21 protein-coding genes are annotated in these 15760 nt (G+C 64.9%); 18 read left to right on the top strand and 3 right to left on the bottom strand.

What is annotated here, in order from left to right:
- The first annotated feature begins 94 nt into the window (after positions 1 to 94).
- From AB5I39_RS01000 to AB5I39_RS00990, 3 genes are read left to right on the top strand one after another with little or no spacing between them, the layout of a single operon-like run.
- Positions 95 to 517, top strand: coding sequence for a glycine-rich domain-containing protein (locus tag AB5I39_RS01000; protein ID WP_404370045.1), 423 nt, complete (start codon positions 95 to 97; stop codon positions 515 to 517).
- Positions 518 to 519: 2 nt separating this feature from the next.
- The gene (locus AB5I39_RS00995) at positions 520 to 699 is read left to right on the top strand and encodes a hypothetical protein (protein WP_404370043.1); all 180 of its coding nucleotides are present in this window, start codon (positions 520 to 522) and stop codon (positions 697 to 699) included.
- Entirely contained in the window at positions 615 to 1346 is a 732-nt protein-coding gene (locus AB5I39_RS00990; protein WP_404370041.1) for a TIGR04222 domain-containing membrane protein, read from the top strand. The genes AB5I39_RS00995 and AB5I39_RS00990 overlap by 85 nt, the downstream gene beginning before the upstream one ends.
- Here the strand turns inward: AB5I39_RS00990 and AB5I39_RS00985 are convergent.
- Positions 1343 to 2248: an NAD(P)/FAD-dependent oxidoreductase gene (locus AB5I39_RS00985; protein ID WP_404370040.1), complete on the bottom strand. Its 906-nt coding sequence runs from the start codon at positions 2246 to 2248 to the stop codon at positions 1343 to 1345. The two genes, AB5I39_RS00990 and AB5I39_RS00985, sit on opposite strands and share 4 nt — an antisense overlap.
- Before the next feature lie 82 nt (positions 2249 to 2330).
- Here AB5I39_RS00985 and AB5I39_RS00980 point away from each other — a divergent pair, with 82 nt between their 5' ends.
- The 5 genes from AB5I39_RS00980 to rplS are packed head-to-tail and all read left to right on the top strand — an operon-like array spanning position 2331 to position 4452.
- Complete coding sequence (locus tag AB5I39_RS00980; RefSeq protein WP_404370038.1) at positions 2331 to 2627, top strand: AbrB/MazE/SpoVT family DNA-binding domain-containing protein; 297 nt, start codon at positions 2331 to 2333, stop codon at positions 2625 to 2627.
- Positions 2624 to 3004 (top strand): type II toxin-antitoxin system VapC family toxin, encoded by a 381-nt coding sequence (locus tag AB5I39_RS00975; RefSeq protein WP_404370036.1) that lies wholly within the window; start codon positions 2624 to 2626, stop codon positions 3002 to 3004. Before AB5I39_RS00980 ends, AB5I39_RS00975 begins: the two co-directional genes overlap by 4 nt.
- Positions 2989 to 3330, top strand: a complete 342-nt coding sequence (locus tag AB5I39_RS00970) for a hypothetical protein (RefSeq protein WP_404370035.1) — start codon at positions 2989 to 2991, stop codon at positions 3328 to 3330. Before AB5I39_RS00975 ends, AB5I39_RS00970 begins: the two co-directional genes overlap by 16 nt.
- A complete protein-coding gene (gene trmD / locus AB5I39_RS00965; RefSeq protein ID WP_404370033.1) occupies positions 3327 to 4058 on the top strand; it encodes a tRNA (guanosine(37)-N1)-methyltransferase TrmD in 732 nt (243 codons plus the stop codon). Before AB5I39_RS00970 ends, trmD begins: the two co-directional genes overlap by 4 nt.
- Before the next feature lies 1 nt (position 4059).
- The gene (gene rplS / locus AB5I39_RS00960; RefSeq protein ID WP_404370031.1) at positions 4060 to 4452 is read left to right on the top strand and encodes a 50S ribosomal protein L19; all 393 of its coding nucleotides are present in this window, start codon (positions 4060 to 4062) and stop codon (positions 4450 to 4452) included.
- A gap of 80 nt (positions 4453 to 4532) precedes the next feature.
- Here the strand turns inward: rplS and AB5I39_RS00955 are convergent, their stop codons facing one another.
- Positions 4533 to 5003 (bottom strand): DUF882 domain-containing protein, encoded by a 471-nt coding sequence (locus tag AB5I39_RS00955; RefSeq protein ID WP_404370029.1) that lies wholly within the window; start codon positions 5001 to 5003, stop codon positions 4533 to 4535.
- 151 nt (positions 5004 to 5154) lie between these two features.
- On the opposite strand from AB5I39_RS00955, the gene AB5I39_RS00950 reads away from it, so the two are divergent.
- Complete coding sequence (locus AB5I39_RS00950) at positions 5155 to 6168, top strand: L,D-transpeptidase (RefSeq protein WP_404370028.1); 1014 nt, start codon at positions 5155 to 5157, stop codon at positions 6166 to 6168.
- Positions 6169 to 6184: 16 nt separating this feature from the next.
- On the top strand, positions 6185 to 6766 hold the full coding sequence (locus AB5I39_RS00945) for a M23 family metallopeptidase (RefSeq protein WP_404373945.1): 582 nt from the start codon (positions 6185 to 6187) through the stop codon (positions 6764 to 6766).
- Here AB5I39_RS00945 and AB5I39_RS00940 read toward each other — a convergent pair.
- Complete coding sequence (locus AB5I39_RS00940; protein ID WP_404370026.1) at positions 6763 to 7629, bottom strand: alpha/beta hydrolase; 867 nt, start codon at positions 7627 to 7629, stop codon at positions 6763 to 6765. The genes AB5I39_RS00945 and AB5I39_RS00940 overlap by 4 nt on opposite strands.
- 113 nt (positions 7630 to 7742) lie before the next feature.
- Between AB5I39_RS00940 and AB5I39_RS00935 the strand changes: the two genes are divergently transcribed.
- The 8 genes from AB5I39_RS00935 to AB5I39_RS00900 all read left to right on the top strand — a co-directional run bounded on the left by AB5I39_RS00935 (position 7743) and on the right by AB5I39_RS00900 (position 15731).
- Positions 7743 to 9113, top strand: coding sequence for a DUF418 domain-containing protein (locus AB5I39_RS00935; RefSeq protein WP_404370024.1), 1371 nt, complete (start codon positions 7743 to 7745; stop codon positions 9111 to 9113).
- Between the two features lie 89 nt (positions 9114 to 9202).
- A complete protein-coding gene (locus tag AB5I39_RS00930) occupies positions 9203 to 11434 on the top strand; it encodes a DPP IV N-terminal domain-containing protein (protein ID WP_404370022.1) in 2232 nt (743 codons plus the stop codon).
- Between the two features lie 4 nt (positions 11435 to 11438).
- Entirely contained in the window at positions 11439 to 12155 is a 717-nt protein-coding gene (locus AB5I39_RS00925) for an MgtC/SapB family protein (protein ID WP_404370020.1), read from the top strand.
- A 61-nt stretch (positions 12156 to 12216) separates the two neighbouring features.
- The gene (locus AB5I39_RS00920) at positions 12217 to 13245 is read left to right on the top strand and encodes an aspartate-semialdehyde dehydrogenase (protein ID WP_404370018.1); all 1029 of its coding nucleotides are present in this window, start codon (positions 12217 to 12219) and stop codon (positions 13243 to 13245) included.
- 55 nt (positions 13246 to 13300) lie between these two features.
- Entirely contained in the window at positions 13301 to 13891 is a 591-nt protein-coding gene (locus tag AB5I39_RS00915) for a DUF2238 domain-containing protein (protein WP_404370016.1), read from the top strand.
- 4 nt (positions 13892 to 13895) lie between these two features.
- Entirely contained in the window at positions 13896 to 14546 is a 651-nt protein-coding gene (locus AB5I39_RS00910) for a 2-hydroxychromene-2-carboxylate isomerase (protein ID WP_404370014.1), read from the top strand.
- Positions 14543 to 14989 (top strand): GFA family protein, encoded by a 447-nt coding sequence (locus AB5I39_RS00905; protein WP_404370012.1) that lies wholly within the window; start codon positions 14543 to 14545, stop codon positions 14987 to 14989. The genes AB5I39_RS00910 and AB5I39_RS00905 overlap by 4 nt, the downstream gene beginning before the upstream one ends.
- A complete protein-coding gene (locus tag AB5I39_RS00900; protein ID WP_404370011.1) occupies positions 14970 to 15731 on the top strand; it encodes an alpha/beta fold hydrolase in 762 nt (253 codons plus the stop codon). Before AB5I39_RS00905 ends, AB5I39_RS00900 begins: the two co-directional genes overlap by 20 nt.
- Positions 15732 to 15760 lie beyond the last annotated feature (29 nt).

Here is a 15760-nt window from a genome sequence, read left to right as displayed (position 1 = left end):
CTCCCATTACAGAATCGGCCCCGATGACGCGGCGCTTCCCTTCGCAGCGCGACTTGCGCGTGAGAATGGCTGGAGCGGCGCTCACGCTGCGCGCGTGATCGACGAATATCGCCGCTTCTGCTTTCTTGCGGTGACCGCCGGGCATCCGGTCACGCCGTCCGACGCGGTCGATCAGGTCTGGCACCTGCATCTTACCTACACCCGTGATTATTGGGAGCGGTTCTGCCCCGATGTGCTGGGCCGCCCGCTGCATCATGGCCCGACCGCAGGGGGCAGCGCCGAGCAAGGCCGTTTCTTCCAGCAATATGCCCGGACGCTGCGGAGCTATGAGGCCGTGTTTGGCCCGGCCCCGGCCGATCTGTGGCCCGATGCGCAGCGCCGCCTGATCGAGGATCCGCGTGCACGGCGGGTGCATCCGCGCGACGGGATTATCGTCTCGCGCCGCGCGATGCGATGGAGTTTGCGGGGCGTGGCGGGGATCGTCCTCGCTGCGCTCCTGCTGTGGTGGAGGACATGAGCATGGGACTCGGACCTTTCGACCTGCCCGGCGGCGCGTTTCTCGCGCTGTACGGGGTGTTCTTCGTGGCGACGATCGTCGCAGGGCTGGCGATCCCGTGCTGGTTGCGGCCCGAGGGGGAACCGCCCGGATCACCGACGAGGACCAACTGGCGTATCTCGCGGGCGGGGCGACGCGGCTGACCGATGCGGTTGTGGCGCGGCTGCTGGCTGCGGGGGCGCTGGTGCTGGAGGGCAAGGGCAAGTTCCGCATCGTTGCCGGGACACAGGGTGAGACGGCGGCGGAGCGGGCGATCCTGACGCTCTCATCCCCCGCTACATTGGCGCAGCTTCAGAGTGCGGTGGTCGGTGCCATGCCCCAAACGAAGGACGCCCTGATCCGCAGCGGCGCGATGATCGACGACGGCACCGCGTGGCAGCTCCGCTTCTTTCAGACTGCGCCGTATCTGCTGCTGCTCCTGTTCGGGGCGATCAAATGGGACGTCGGGGTGCTGCGGGAGCGGCCGGTGGGCTACCTCACCGCCTTGCTGGTCGTGACGGCTGTCTTCGCGCTCATCCGGTTCGCGGTGGTCGATCGGCGAACCCGGGGCGGTGTGGCGGTGCTCCAGTCTGCTCGGGAGGGATCGGAGCGGTTGCGCCGCGCGCCGATGGCGACCGAGACCGGTCTGGCGGTCGCCTTGTTCGGGACGATGGTGCTGAGCGGATCGGCTTGGGGTGACTATCACCGGCTGCGCGCGTCGAGCGGCGGGGATGGATCGGTCAGCAGCGATGGCGGCAGCGGATGCGGCGGTGACGGCGGTGGAGGCGGATGTGGTGGTTGCAGCTCCTAACGCAGCAGCGGCGTGCGTTCCGCAAGCAGATTGCGGATCGTGGTCGCCGCGACACCGGCTTCGCCCATTGCGTGGCTGATCTGGTCGAGGCCCTTCACCACATCCCCGGCCGCGAACAGGCCGGGGATGCTGGTGCGTTGATGATCGTCGACCTCGAGGCAGCCTTCGTCCGTTGCTCTAGCGCCCGCTGCGACGGCGAGTTCTGATCGGATTATCGATCCGAGCGCGGGATAGACACTGTCGAAGTGTTGCGGGCCGCGGGCGGTGTCAATGCGCAGGGCATCGCCGTCGACGGCGATTTCCGAGCACGGACCGTCAATATGCATGATCCCCGCCTCATCGAGCTTCGCGCGGCACGCATCGTCCAGATCATGCGAGGCGCCGGGCGCGATCAGCGTCACGTCCTTGGTGAAGCCGCGCAGGAACAGCGCCTCCTTCATCCCGTGGTCGCCGGTGCCGATGACGCCGACGCGCTTGTCGGTCACTTCATAGCCGTCGCAGATCGGGCAATAGCGCAGCAAGCCACACGCCAACGCTGTGTCGTGCACGTCGGCTGGCATGTCGGGGCGGTTGTTGACGACACCGGTCGCGAGCAGGACGGTGCGGGCGGACGCGACCGTTTCGCCGACATACACGCGGAAACCGTTCGCGACCGGCTCGATCGCATCGACCTGCGCCTCTTCCCGCACCGCACCGAAACGTTCGGCCTGAAGGCGCATCAGATGCAAAAGATCGATGCCGGGAATCCCGTTTGGATAACCAGCATGGTTGTTGGTGCGCGGGATGAGCGCGGCGCGGCTCGAGCCATTGTCGAACAGCCGGATCTTGAGGTGGAAGCGAGCGAGGTAGATCGCTGCAGTCAGGCCTGCGGGGCCAGCGCCAATGATGATGCAATCGTCCATCGCCTCGCTACGCGCGATCAGCCGGGGAGTTCCTTGACAGGGGCGCGGGAGGTATATACGTTATGTGTATACGGAGGCTGAGATGGACGACGAAGCGTATCACGGGACGACCTTCAAGTCGGGCAATTCGGTTGCCTTGCGGCTGCCCAAGGGCATGGGCATTCCTGAGGGCACTGAAGTGCGGATGGTCAAGGAGGCTCCCATGTCTTTTCGGATCGAGCCGGTCGATGCGCCACGGCGGACGATCGACATCAGCGGCTTCGCGGGGAAGGCGCCGTGGCTCAAGCCGTTGCCGCGCGAACTGCGCGAATTCGACGAGCGGCCGAGCACCATCGCCGCGCGTGAAGCTGCCTTGCGAGAGGCGGCCGAACGCAAGTGATCCGCTTTCTGATCGATGCGGACAGCGCAATTTACTCAATGGTGGATGTACAGTCCCCGGTGAATCGTCGCCTTGCGGCGCTTTCACCGGGCGACATTGCCATGTCAGCAATCAGTTTTTCAGAGATTGCCCTCGGCACCCAATTGCAAAAGCCACCGCCCGCTGATGTGCTAGACGCTTTCGTGCGCGCAATCCCGATCCTTCCCTATGACGATGCGGCCGCGCGCGAATACGCCCGGCTGCCGTTCAAGCGCGCACGGTTTGACCGCTTGCTCGCCGGGCACGCCTTGAGCCTCGGCGCGACGATCGTGACGAATAATGAGTTGGATTTTGCGGATATCCCAGGGCTCAAGATCGAGAATTGGACGATCGCATGAGAGCGGTCGATATCCGTGACCTTGTCATATTGCTTTCGATTGCGACGCTGCCCGCTATCGTTGCGGCGCTTCTGTTGACGAAATTGCGAGCGCATTGGTCGGCCATCAAAATTATCGCTTGGTCTGCAACGCCCGTACCGGCGGTGCTGGTCATGCTATGTGCGATCGTGTTCATTAATGCGGCATCGAGTTCCAGAGAACGCTGCGGCGTCGACGCTTGCGGGATGGCGATGTACGCTGCTTTCCTTGGAATTGTCGCGGCACTGTTGGCCCTTGCGGTCGCGTCGGGCGTGGCGTGGCTTACGGTGGTGATGCGCAGACGATGACCTTCGCCGCCACCATCCTCACGCTCTACCCTGAAATGTTCCCCGGTCCGCTCGGCCTCTCGCTCGCGGGGCGGGCGTTGGCGGAGGGGAAGTGGAGTCTCGACGCGCGCAATATCCGCGACTTTGCGACCGACAAGCATCGCACGGTGGACGGTACACCGGCCGGGGGCGGGGCGGGGATGGTTCTGCGCCCCGACATCCTTGCCGCCGCGATCGACAGCGTCCCCGCCGGACGGCCAATTCTGGCGATGACGCCACGCGGCGCTCCGCTGACGCAGGCGTGGGTGCGGGCGCTTGCCGACGGGCCGGGCGTCACGATCCTGTGCGGGCGGTTTGAGGGGTTTGACGAACGCATCTTCGCCGCGCGTGAGATCGAAGAGGTATCGATCGGCGACTATATCCTGTCGGGCGGGGAGATGGGCGCGCTGGTGCTGCTCGACGCTTGCATTCGGCTGCTTCCCGGCGTAATGGGCGCGGCTTCTAGCGGCGTGGACGAGAGCTTCGAGCAGGGGCTTCTCGAATATCCGCAATATACCCGACCATTGGAATGGGAAGGGCGCACGATCCCCGAAGTGTTGCGATCGGGGGATCATGCGAGGATTTCGGCATGGCGCAAGCACATGGCCGAGACCGAAACACGGCTAAGGCGGCCGGACCTGTGGGAGCGCCATGAGGGTGCTCGGGTCCAGTCGCCCTCTGGCGCGCGACGGAAGAAGAAGGACGCATGAGATGAATCTCATCCAGACGATCGAAGCCGAGAACATCGCCAAGTTTCTCGAGAACAAGAAGATCCCCGAATTCCGCCCCGGCGATACGCTGAAGGTCGGCGTGAAGGTCGTGGAAGGCGAGCGCACCCGCGTGCAGAATTACGAAGGCGTGTGCATCGCACGCTCGAACAAGGGCATGGGCTCCAACTTCACCGTGCGGAAGATTTCGTTCGGTGAGGGCGTCGAGCGCGTTTTCCCGCTCTATTCGCCGAACATCGACAGCATCGAAGTCGTCCGCAAGGGCGCGGTGCGTCGTGCGAAGCTCTATTATCTGCGGGGCCGCACCGGCAAGTCGGCGCGTATCGCCGAGCGCCGCGACACGCGTCCGGCGAAGGGCACTGCCGCCGCCGAATAATCGGTTCGCTTCGGTATCGAAAAGGGCGTCGGAACTGCGGTTCCGGCGCCCTTTTTCTTTTCGAGGTGCGGCGGATGCCGTTACCAGTGGCGTACGCGCCCGGTATCGACATGGACAAAGCCGTCGCGCGGATAATAGCCGACGCCGCCACCGCCCAGCGCCAGGGCGGCACCGTGAAGCCGATCGAGCGAGACCCCCGGCACCATGATGTCGGTCGCCTTGCCGAGCATGTGCTGGCTCTTGGTGGCGACGCCGGTATGCGCGCCGCCGGCCGAGCGCAGCGCGGCGTTGGTGGCGGGCGAGCGATAGCCCGAGATCAGACCAATCTTCGTGCCGCCGGTCAGTTCCAGCTTCTCGCGCAGCCGTACCAGGAGCGCCAGCAGCTTGCGGTCCATCGCGGTCGCCTGACCTGTGCGCCAGTCGCGCAGGCCGTGGTTCAGCTCGGCCAGGCCTTCAGGAACGAAACGGCCACTGCGCGCGAAGACGGCGTCGACCGTTTCATTGTTATGCACGTTGCGGATCGCAAGGCGCCATTCGGTACCAATCGCCATCGCCGGGAGCGGGAGGGCGAGCGCCCCGCCACCGGCAACCAACCCGCCAATCAGGGCACGGCGCGAGAGCTTGAGGTTATGATCCGCCGGGTCGGACCCAACAGCCGCGTCTGTCGTTATCTGCATCGCATAGATGTAGGGGATTGAAGTCGTGGGAAAAACCATAAGCCGTTCGGTTGGGCTGGCAATCGCATCGCTTGGGCTTGTTGGCGCGAGCGCTGCGGGAACAAAAGCTCCCCAGCCGACCGCGCTGGATCGCTCCACGCTACACGTCCAGGTCATTCTCGATCATCTGGGCTTCTCGCCAGGCGTGCTCGACGGGCGCAAGGGCAAGTCGCTGGTTGCGGCCCTCAAGGGCTTTCAGGAGCAGCAGGGGCTGCCGATCACGGGGGAGATGGACAAGGCAACGCTCCGCGCGCTCTATCCGCACCGGGCATGGCGGCCGACCCAGACGGTCGCGCTGACGCCCGAGATGCTGGCCGGTCCCTTCGTCAATCCGATGCCGAAGGATCCACAATTGCAGGCGAACTTGCCTGCGCTTGGGTATCGATCGGTCATGGAGAAATTGGGCGAGATGTTTCACACGACGCCCGCCGTGCTGATCGAACTCAACAGCCCGACGACGCGGCTGACACCCGGGAACAAGATCGTGATCCCGAACGCGGTCGCGGCATCATTCAGCTACGATCCGAAATTGCCCGAAAAGTGGCGCACGACGCTCGCCAGCCTCAACGTCAATGCCGAGCAGCCGCAAGGCGCGAAGATCGTCGTCGACAAATCCGACGAAGTGCTGCGCGTGCTCGACAAGGACGGCAAGCTCGTCGCGCAATTCATGGCAACGATGGGGAGCACGCACGATCCGCTGCCGATCGGGACGTGGAAGGTGCTGGGTCCCGCATACAATCCGCCGTTCCATTACAATCCCGACCTGTTCTGGGACGCGAAGGCCGATGCCAAGAAGGCGCTGCTGCCGCCCGGACCGAACGGGCCGGTCGGGGTAGTGTGGCTTGACCTTTCCAAGCCGCATTACGGTATCCACGGCACGCCCGAGCCGAGCACGATCGGGCGGGCCGAAAGTCATGGCTGCATTCGCTTGACCAACTGGGATGCGGCGCGACTTGCGCTGATGATCAAGGCAGGGACGCCGGCGGTGTTCCAGGCTTGAGCGCGGGGCGGTGATCCTGCGTCGGATTGGTTGGGGGCTCGCGATCCTTCTGGTCGTGCTGATCGGGCTATGGATAGCGGCGCTGAAGCTGTTGCCCGGCGTGCCGGGTGAGGTTGCGTCGGCGCCGCCCGCGCCAATGAGACATGATGAGGCCGCGGTGCTTACCGTGCCGGTCGCTGGGGTGCCGCGCCGCGCGATCACTGATTCCTGGGGTGATGATCGCGACGGTGGCGCGCGGCCGCATCACGGCACCGATATCGTGGCGCCTGCGGGGACGCCGGTGGTGGCCGCGGCGCCCGGGCGTATCGAGAAGCTGTTTACCAGCGCGGCGGGCGGGACGACGGTCTATGTCCGCTCGCCCGATCGACGCTGGACCTATTATTACGCGCATCTGGCGGCGTATGCGCCGGGGCTTCAGGAGGGACAGGTCGTAACGTCTGGCGATCGCCTAGGCTTTGTCGGCGATACTGGGAACGCCGGGGCGGGGAATTACCATTTGCACTTCGGCCTGACCCGCACCGATCCGCAGCAGCGTTGGTATGAGGGAACCGATATCGATCCTTATCCCTATTTGGCGGGGAAGCCGTTGCCGCGCTAGCGCTGGGCGCGGGGGTAGAGCTTCACCGTATCGGGTGGCGCGCCGATCGGTGCCGTCGGGTTGTCCAGATGCGCGGCGATCAGGTCGATCAGCGTGGCGATCGTCTTGCCGTCCGGGCGATGGTCTGCACCGGTGATCGCGAGGCTGAACCCGTCGCGCTTCGCCGCCATTGCGGCATTATGCAGCGCGCTGCCCATTTGCACCGGGACCGTGTCGTCCGCGGTGCCGTGGATGATGAATAGTGGTTCGTCGAGTGTCGGCACGGTGCCGAGGTTGTCGTAGCGGTCCGAAACGAAGGCCCGCGCGATCTTCGGTGTCATCGCGCGCAATGTCGTGAAGGTGCCGATCGTCACCAACGCTTCGAGCTTGTGCCGCGCTGCCAGCCCGAATGCGACCCCGCCGCCCAAGCTATGCCCCACCACGATCACGCGCCCGCCTCCCGCGATCCGGTGCGCCTCGGCGTAGAAAGCGTCTGCGTCGCGAGCGAGGCCAGCCTCGTCCGCGCGGCCCGGATTGCCCGAGTAGCCGCGATACTCCGCCGCTACGATGCCGTAGCCTCGCGCGATCAGCGGGGCGAACCAGTCCAGCGTGCCGGTCGCCGCGGAGGCGTTGCCGTGAAACACCAGCAGCGTCGGCTTGCCCGGCTGCGGCGCGACCTCCGCGCCGGTGATGTCGAGATGGTCCGACGTGGCGACGGTGATCAGCTGCGCGCCCGGCGGTAGCTGCGCGGCGCTGAGCGGCGCGGTGGGGGCAGGATAGATGCGGTCGTGGATCGGCCCGGCGGCAAGCGGTGTCGCCGCAATGCACAGCAGCGCTGCGTTGAACGCCGCCATCGCGCGAAAGCCCTTGCCCAGATGCACCATGTGCCTTGCTCTCCCTTTCGCTGACCGTAGCGCAGCCGAAATGAACCGCGCCTGTCGCGTTTGCCGCCTGCACGGCATTTCGATATGATGCCAGGGTCTTCGGGGGAAGCTGCATGTCCAACATCGCCATGACCACTGCCGCGGAGCCGGACGGCGCGCCGCGTATTGCGGTGCTCGACATCATGCGGGGGATCGCGATCCTCGGCATCCTGTTCATGAACATCAATGACATGGGCGCGTCGCTTTACGCGTCGTTCGACGCGTTCCGCCATCTCGGCTGGTCGGCAACGGACCAGGCGGCATGGTGGCTGCGCGAGGTCTTGGCGAACGGGACGGCGCGATGCCTGCTCGAAATGCTGTTCGGGGCCGGCATGGTGATCCTGACCGATCGTGCCGCGGCGAAGGCGAGCGGCTGGGCGATCATGCGGCGCTACTACGTCCGCAATTTGATCCTGTTCGCGTTCGGGCTGATCCACGTCTTCATTCTGCTGTGGCCCGGCGATATTCTGCACACGTATGGGATCGCCGCGCTGGTGGCGTTCCTGTTCCGGCGGTTGCGACCACGGTGGCTGATCCTGATCGGCCTGTCGCTGTCGATGCTGATGCTGACGCTGGGCGGCTATTTCGGCTATTATCAGGGGCAGCAGACGCGGGCGCAGGTCGCCGCGATCGAGGCGAAGAAGGCCGATGGCGCGGCACTTTCGGCTACCGAGAAAAAGACGCTGGAGAAGGACGCCAAGGCCAAGGCCGAGCGCGCGAAAGAAAGGGCGAAATCGGCCGCCAATGTCGCCAAGGAAGATGCCGCGCGGTCCAGCGGTGGCACCTTCATGACCTGGGCCGCGATGCAGTGGCACGTGTTCCTCGACCTTCAGTCGCAGTTCCTCGAAATCCTGTTCGTCTGGGAGGCGAGCAGCGTGATGCTGATCGGCGCCGCGTTGTATAAGCTGGGCGTGCTGCAGGGGCGCCGATCGCGCAAATTCTACGTCTGGCTGACGGCGATCTGCTATGCGGTGGGCGTGACGTTGCGCATCGCTGGCGGGCTGGCGCAGCTCGATCCGCCGGGCAGCGGCCCGCATTTCGCGCCGGTGGCGTATGAGGTGGCGCGGCTGACGATGACGCTCGGCCATGTCGGGCTGATCAACCTGCTGGTCGCGACCGCCACCGGGCAGACGTTGCTGCGGCCGTTCGTGGCGGCGGGGCGGACGGCGCTCAGCATCTACATCGCGCAGACGCTGATTTGCCTTTGGGTGCTGTACCCGCCCTTCATGCTCGGCCTGTATGGCAAGATGACCTGGGGGCCACTGATGGTGACGGCGTTCGTGATCGACGCCTTCCTGCTCGTCGGCGCGAATTGGTGGGCGAAGCGATATGACATCGCGCCGGTCGAATGGGCTTGGCGCTCGCTGATCGAAGGCCGCGCGCTGCCGTGGCGCAAGCGGCCGCGCGCAACGGCTGCACCCGGCGGCGATCCCGACTTCGCCTGACCCCTTTACGCCGCCCGCCCACCCCGCGATAAGCGCCGCCATCGCCCGCCTTGCCGGGCGCAGGGCATAAGCGGGACTGGAGATGGACGATGCGCGGCGTTTTGGCTTTTGCGGGCATATTGCTCGCCAGTGCGGCGGTGCCCGCGATGGCCGCTGATCGCGTCGCCGAACCGAAGCTCACCTTGGCGCGCGTGTTCGGCAACCCCGATCTGTCGGGCGTGCAGCCGCGCGGGTTGAAGCTTTCGCCCGACGGGACGCTGCTGACCTCGCTCAAGCCGCGCGCCGACGAGAAGGAGCGCCTGGATTTGTGGGCGCTCGACACGCGCACCGGCCAGGAACGGATGCTGGTCGATTCGAAGAAGGTCGGCAGCGGTGCCGAACTGTCCGAGGCCGAGAAGATGCAGCGCGAACGCGCGCGTATTGCCGGATCGAAGGGGATCGTCGCCTATGACTGGGCGCCCGACGGCAAGACGATCCTCGTGCCGCTTGACGGGGAGCTTTACATCGCCGGTCTCGACGGCGCGACCCGCAAGCTGAGCGGGACCAAGGATGCCCTGAACCCGACCGTCAGCCCCAAGGGCGGCTTCCTGAGCTTCGTGCGCGAGCAGAACCTTTTCGTGCAACCGCTGCGTGGCGGGGCGGCGACGCAGGTGACGCAGGACGGCGCAGGCACGGTGCATTGGGGCGAGGCGGAGTTCGTCGCGCAGGAAGAAATGGACCGCCGCACCGGCTATTGGTGGTCGCCCGGCGACACACACATCGCGGTGGAGCGCTTCGATGAGGCACCCGTCGGCATCGTCACGCGCGCGGCGATCGGGGCGACTGGCACCAAGGTTTACGATCAGCGCTATCCCGCCGCCGGTACGCCCAACGTCCTGGTCGAACTGTACGTGATGAAGGCCGATGGATCGGGCCGGGTGAAGGTCGATCTCGGCAGCGATCCCGACATCTATCTCGCGCGGGTCGATTGGACGCAGGATGGATCGGCCCTGCTGGTCCAGCGCCAGAGCCGCGACCAGAAGACGCTAGACATGCTCAAGGTCGATCCGGCGACGGGCAAATCAACCGTGCTGTTCACCGAAAAATCGGGCGCGCGCAGCTGGCTCAACCTGTCCGACGCGTATCGGCCGATGAAGGATGGCAGCCTCATCTGGCGGTCCGAGCGTACCGGCTATGGCCATCTCTATCGCTTCGCCAAAGGCAAGTGGACCGCACTGACCAGCGGCGACTGGGTCGTGCAGTCGCTCGCGGGCGTGGATGAGGCCAAGGGGCGGCTGTACTTCGTCGGCAACAAGGACGGCGTGCTCGAACAGCATCTCTATTCGGTCGATATTGCGCATCCGAACGTCATTACCCGCCTGACCGAGACGGGGTGGTGGAACAATGGCTCGATGGACGGCGCGGCGACGCGGATGATCGTCGCGCGGTCCAACCCGACCCAGCCGACGCAGCTTTATCTCGCCGATGCGACCGGCAAGCGGATTTCGTGGATCAACGAGAATGCGGTGAAGCCGGGGCATCCCTATTACCCGTATCTTACCAGCCATCAGCAGACCAAGTTCGGCACGATCAAGGCCGAGGACGGGACCGATCTCTATTGGGAAATGATCACCCCGCCGCTCGAGCCGGGCAAGAAATACCCCGTCTTCTTCCAGCATTATGGCGGCCCCGGCACCGGTCAGCAGGTGACGCGCGCCTGGGGTGGGGCGCTGGCGCAATATCTGGTGCAGCACGGCTATATCTTTTTCCAGATCGACAACCGTGGCTCGTTCAATCGCGGCAAGGCGTTCGAGGACCAGATCTACCGCGCGATGGGCACGGTCGAGGTTGCCGATCAGCTTGCCGGGGCCAAGTTCCTGAAGGAGCAGCCGTTCGTCGCGGCCGACAAGATCGCGACCTATGGCTGGTCCTATGGCGGCTACATGACGCTGAAGATGCTTGAGGCGAACCAGGGCGTCTATGCCGCTGGGGTGTCAGGTGCGCCGGTGACCGACTGGTCACTCTATGACACGCATTATACCGAGCGCTACATGGGTTCGCCCGTGGCGGATGCGAAGGCCTATGCAGCGTCGGACGCGCTGCAGGATGCGGGCAAGATCGCCGATCCGCTGCTGCTCATTCACGGCATGGCCGACGACAACGTCGTGTTCGAAAATTCGACTGCTTTTGCTGCCGAAATGCAGAAGAAGGACCGGCCGTTCGAGATGATGTTCTACCCCGGCTACACCCACCGCGTCGGCGGGCCCGGGATCAGCGAGCATCTGTGGCACACGATCCTGACGTTCCTGGACCGGAACGTGAAGGACAAGTCGACCAAGTAAGGCGATGCGCTTCCTGACGACCTTCCACCTGTGGCCGTTCCTGGACACGGTCGTCAGCTATCTGGCGGCGTTCCTGCTCGGCACGATGATCGGTGCGGAACGGCAGTATCGGCAGCGCACGGCAGGCCTGCGCACCAATGCGCTGGTTGCGCTGGGGTCGGCGGCGTTCGTCGATCTGGGGCAGCGGCTGGGCGGCGATGTCGAATTGATCCGCATCATCGCCTATGTCGTGTCGGGGATCGGCTTCCTCGGCGCTGGCGTGATCATGAAGGAGGGGATGAACGTCCGCGGCCTCAACACCGCGGCGACTTTGTGGTGCTCGGCCGCGGTCGGCGCGATCGCGGGCAGCGACATGATTGCCGAGGCGGTGCTGCTGACCGGATTCGTCATCCTCGCCAACACGATGTTGCGGCCGCTGGTCGATGCGATCAACCGCATCCCGCTGGAGGGGCGCAGCGTCGAGGCGACCTATACCGTGACGATCACCACCGATGCGGCGGAGGCGGGGCCGATGGGCGATCTGCTGACCGAGCATCTGGAGGCGGCCACGCTGCCGGTCGCCGAGCTCGACATCGTCAATCGCGCGGAGGACCGGGTGGAGATTGTCGCGACGCTGGTGCGTACCAATATTGCGACCAGCGAACTCGACGCGCTGACCGATCATCTCGCGCGGGTACATGGAATTTCCCATGCGACGTGGCAGGCGCGCACGCACGATTAGCAAAGCGATTGGACGTGCGCGCGTAATGACGCTACGGGCGCGGTCCGAATTGGAGAAAGTCATGGGTTACAGGATCGTGGTCGCTGGCGCGACGGGCAATGTCGGACGCGAGATGCTCAATATTCTGGCGGAGCGAGAATTCCCGTTGGCCGACATCGCCGCGGTGGCCTCCTCGCGCAGCCAGGGCGACGAGGTCGATTTCGGCGAGACCGGGCGCAAGCTGAAGGTCCAGAATATCGACAATTTCGATCCGACCGGCTGGGACATGGCGCTGTTCGCGATCGGGTCCGAAGGGACCAAGCTCCACGCCCCGCGCTTTGCCGCGGCGGGCTGCACGGTGATCGACAATTCGTCGCTGTACCGCATGGACCCGGACGTGCCGCTGATCGTGCCGGAGGTGAACCCGGATGCGATCTCGGGTTACACCAAGCGCAACATCATCGCCAACCCGAACTGCTCAACCGCGCAGATGGTCGTCGCGCTGAAGCCTCTGCATGACTTCGCCAAGATCAAGCGCGTCGTCGTCGCGACCTATCAATCGGTCTCCGGCGCGGGCAAGGCCGGGATGGACGAACTGTTCGAACAGTCGCGCAACATCTTCGTGGGCGATCCGGCCGAGGCGAAGAAGTTCACCAAGCAGATCGCGTTCAACGTGATCCCGCATATCGACAGCTTCCTGGACGACGGCTCGACCAAGGAAGAATGGAAGATGGTGGTCGAAACCAAGAAGATCCTCGATCCCAAGATCAAGGTGACCGCGACCTGCGTACGCGTGCCGGTGTTCGTCGGCCATTCGGAAGCGATCAACATCGAATTCGAGAATGAAATTTCGGCGGCGCAGGCGCAGAAGATCCTGCGCGAGGCCCCCGGCGTCATGCTTGTCGATAAACGCGAGGATGGCGGATACGTGACGCCGGTCGAATGCGTCGGCGAATATGCGACCTTCATCAGCCGCGTGCGCGAGGATTCGACCGTCGAAAACGGGCTGAGCTTGTGGTGTGTCAGCGACAATCTCCGCAAGGGCGCGGCGCTAAACGCGGTGCAGATCGCGGAACTGCTCGGGCGCAAGCATCTGCAAAAGGCAGCGTGATCTGATCGCTGCCTATCGCGACCGCTGGCGCATCGTCCCGCTGTCGCAGCGTCGGATGATCTGTGCGCTGGCGGTCGCGGTGGTGGCGGCGAACCTTTGGCAGCCTTATCCTGAGATCGCGCCGCTACAGCACATCCCGACGGTAGCGCTGCTATTTGCCTCACCGTGGCTGCTGCGGCGCTGGCCGCTGTCGAATGGTGCGGTGGCATCGTTGGTGGTGTTCTTCCTGCTGCATACGCTGGCGGGGCGGTACACCTATTCGAACGTCCCGTACGATGCCTGGGGGCGGGCGCTGACCGGCGTTTCGATTGACGCCGCGATGGGCGCGACGCGCAACGGGTTCGATCGGCTGGTGCATTTCTGTTTCGGCCTGCTGTGGGTGGGGCCGGTAGCCGAGATCGTCCGGCGCTATGGAAGCGCGGGACGGCGTACCGGCCTGTGGTTCGGCTTCCTGTTCGTCGGTTGTGTCAGCGCGCTCTACGAAGTCTTCGAATGGCTGCTGACGATGCTGCTCGCCCCCGGCATGGCGGATGCGTATAACGGCCAGCAGGGCGACGTGTGGGACGCGCAGAAAGACATGGTGATCGCCATGCTTGGCGCATTCCTGAGCAGCATTTGGGGGCTGCGAACGTCGCGGAGGGGATAGACCGATGACGCTGACCGCTGACCTCTATTTCTCGTTTCGCAGCCCGTACACCTATCTGGCGATGCCGAAATGGCGGGCGGCGATGCAGCGCTATGATCTCGATATCGTGCTGCGGCAGGTCTATCCGCTGGCGATCCGCGAGCCCAATTTCTTCGAGCGCAACCATCCGAACTGGCTGCGCTACACTTTCCTCGATGTGTGGCGGATCGCGGCGCATGAGGGGATTACGATGCGCCCGCCCAAGCCCGACCCGATCGTTCAGGACATTGCGACGCGGCAGATCGCGGCGGAGCAGCCCTATATCTACCCGGTGGTGCGGATGGGGCAGGTGGCGGCGCGGCGCGGACGCGGCTTTGCCTTTGCCGATGCGGTGTCGCAACGCATCTGGGGCGGGACGGAGAATTGGTACACCGACGCCAATCTGACCGTCGCAGCCCAGGAGGCCGGGCTCGATTTTGCCGATCTGCAGGCCGAGGCGCAGCGCGATGCGGAAGCGCTCGACGCCGAAGTCGCGGCGAACCAGGCCGCGCTGGAGGCGGCGGGGCATTGGGGCGTGCCGACCCTCGTCTTCAACGGGGAACCGTTCTTCGGGCAGGATCGTATCGCTCTGGCGATCGCACGGATGAAGGCCGCCGGGCTGGAGGAGCGCGGATGAGCGACATGATGACGGGCGGGTGCCAATGCCGCCGTATCCGTTATTCGGTGCGGATCGAGAATGACGACGCCTATCTCTGCCACTGCAAGATGTGTCAGCACGCGACCGGCGGCGTGTCGATTGCCTTTAAAAGCGTGAAGATCGCCGACCTGACGTGGGAACGCGAGCCCGAACGGTATCAATCGTCGCCGATCGCGCATCGTGGGTTCTGCCGTGAGTGTGGCACGCCGCTGACCTTCGAATTCCTCAAACCGGGTGAGCGGATGGATTTGACCGTCGGCAGTTTCGACGATCCCTGTCGTTTCAAGCCGACCAGCCATTGTTCGCCCGAGACATGGCACGCTGACTGGCTGGACACGCGCGGGTTGACGGAGCATCGGCTTGACGAGAACCCCGCAACCCGTGACCGCTGGATCGAAGCCATTGGCAAACTCCCCGATTGAACCGCAGTTTTTCGACAGCTTCGACGGCGCGCGCTTAGCCTGGCGGGAAGTAGGGGAAGGGCGGCCGGTGGTGATGATCCACGGCTATTTCTCCGACGCGACGGTGAACTGGATCAAATACGGCCACGCCGCGAAGGTGGCGGCGGCGGGGTTTCGGGTGATCATGCCCGATCTGCGGGCGCACGGTTCCAGCGCGAAGCCGCACGACGCCGCGTCCTATCCGCCCGACGTACTGATGCGCGACGGCTTTGCGCTGATCGAGCATCTGGGCCTGACCGATTACGACCTGGTTGGCTATTCGCTCGGTGGACGCACGGCGGTTCGGATGATGGCGAACGGCGCGACGCCGCGACGCGCGGTGCTCTCGGGCATGGGCTATCAGGGCATTACCGCCACGACCGGGCGCGGCGAATATTTCCGCAACGTGCTGACACATCTTGGCAGCTTCCCGCGCGGATCTAGCGAGTGGATGACCGAGGCGTTCCTGAAGACCACCGGCGGCGATCCGGTCGCCTTGCTGCACATCCTCGATACCTTCGTGGACACCACGCCCGCCGAACTGGAGCGGATCGCGGCGCCGACGCTGGTCGTCAATGGCGCGGACGATGACGACAATGGATCGGGCGAGCAGCTGGCCGCAGCATTGCAGGACGCGCTGTTTCAGGAGGTGCCCGGCAACCATATGAGCGCGGTGCTGAAATCCGAATTGAGCGATGCGATCGTAGCGTTTGTAACGACTTGACCCCGCGCGGCGCGGGGCACAGGTTGCGG

Origin of the sequence: Sphingomonas sp. MMS24-J45 (assembly GCF_044881195.1) — a bacterium.
Taxonomy (GTDB): Bacteria; Pseudomonadota; Alphaproteobacteria; order Sphingomonadales; family Sphingomonadaceae; genus Sphingomonas.
Note: the sequence above shows the minus strand (reverse complement) of the source record. Positions and strands in the feature narration are given on the sequence as shown.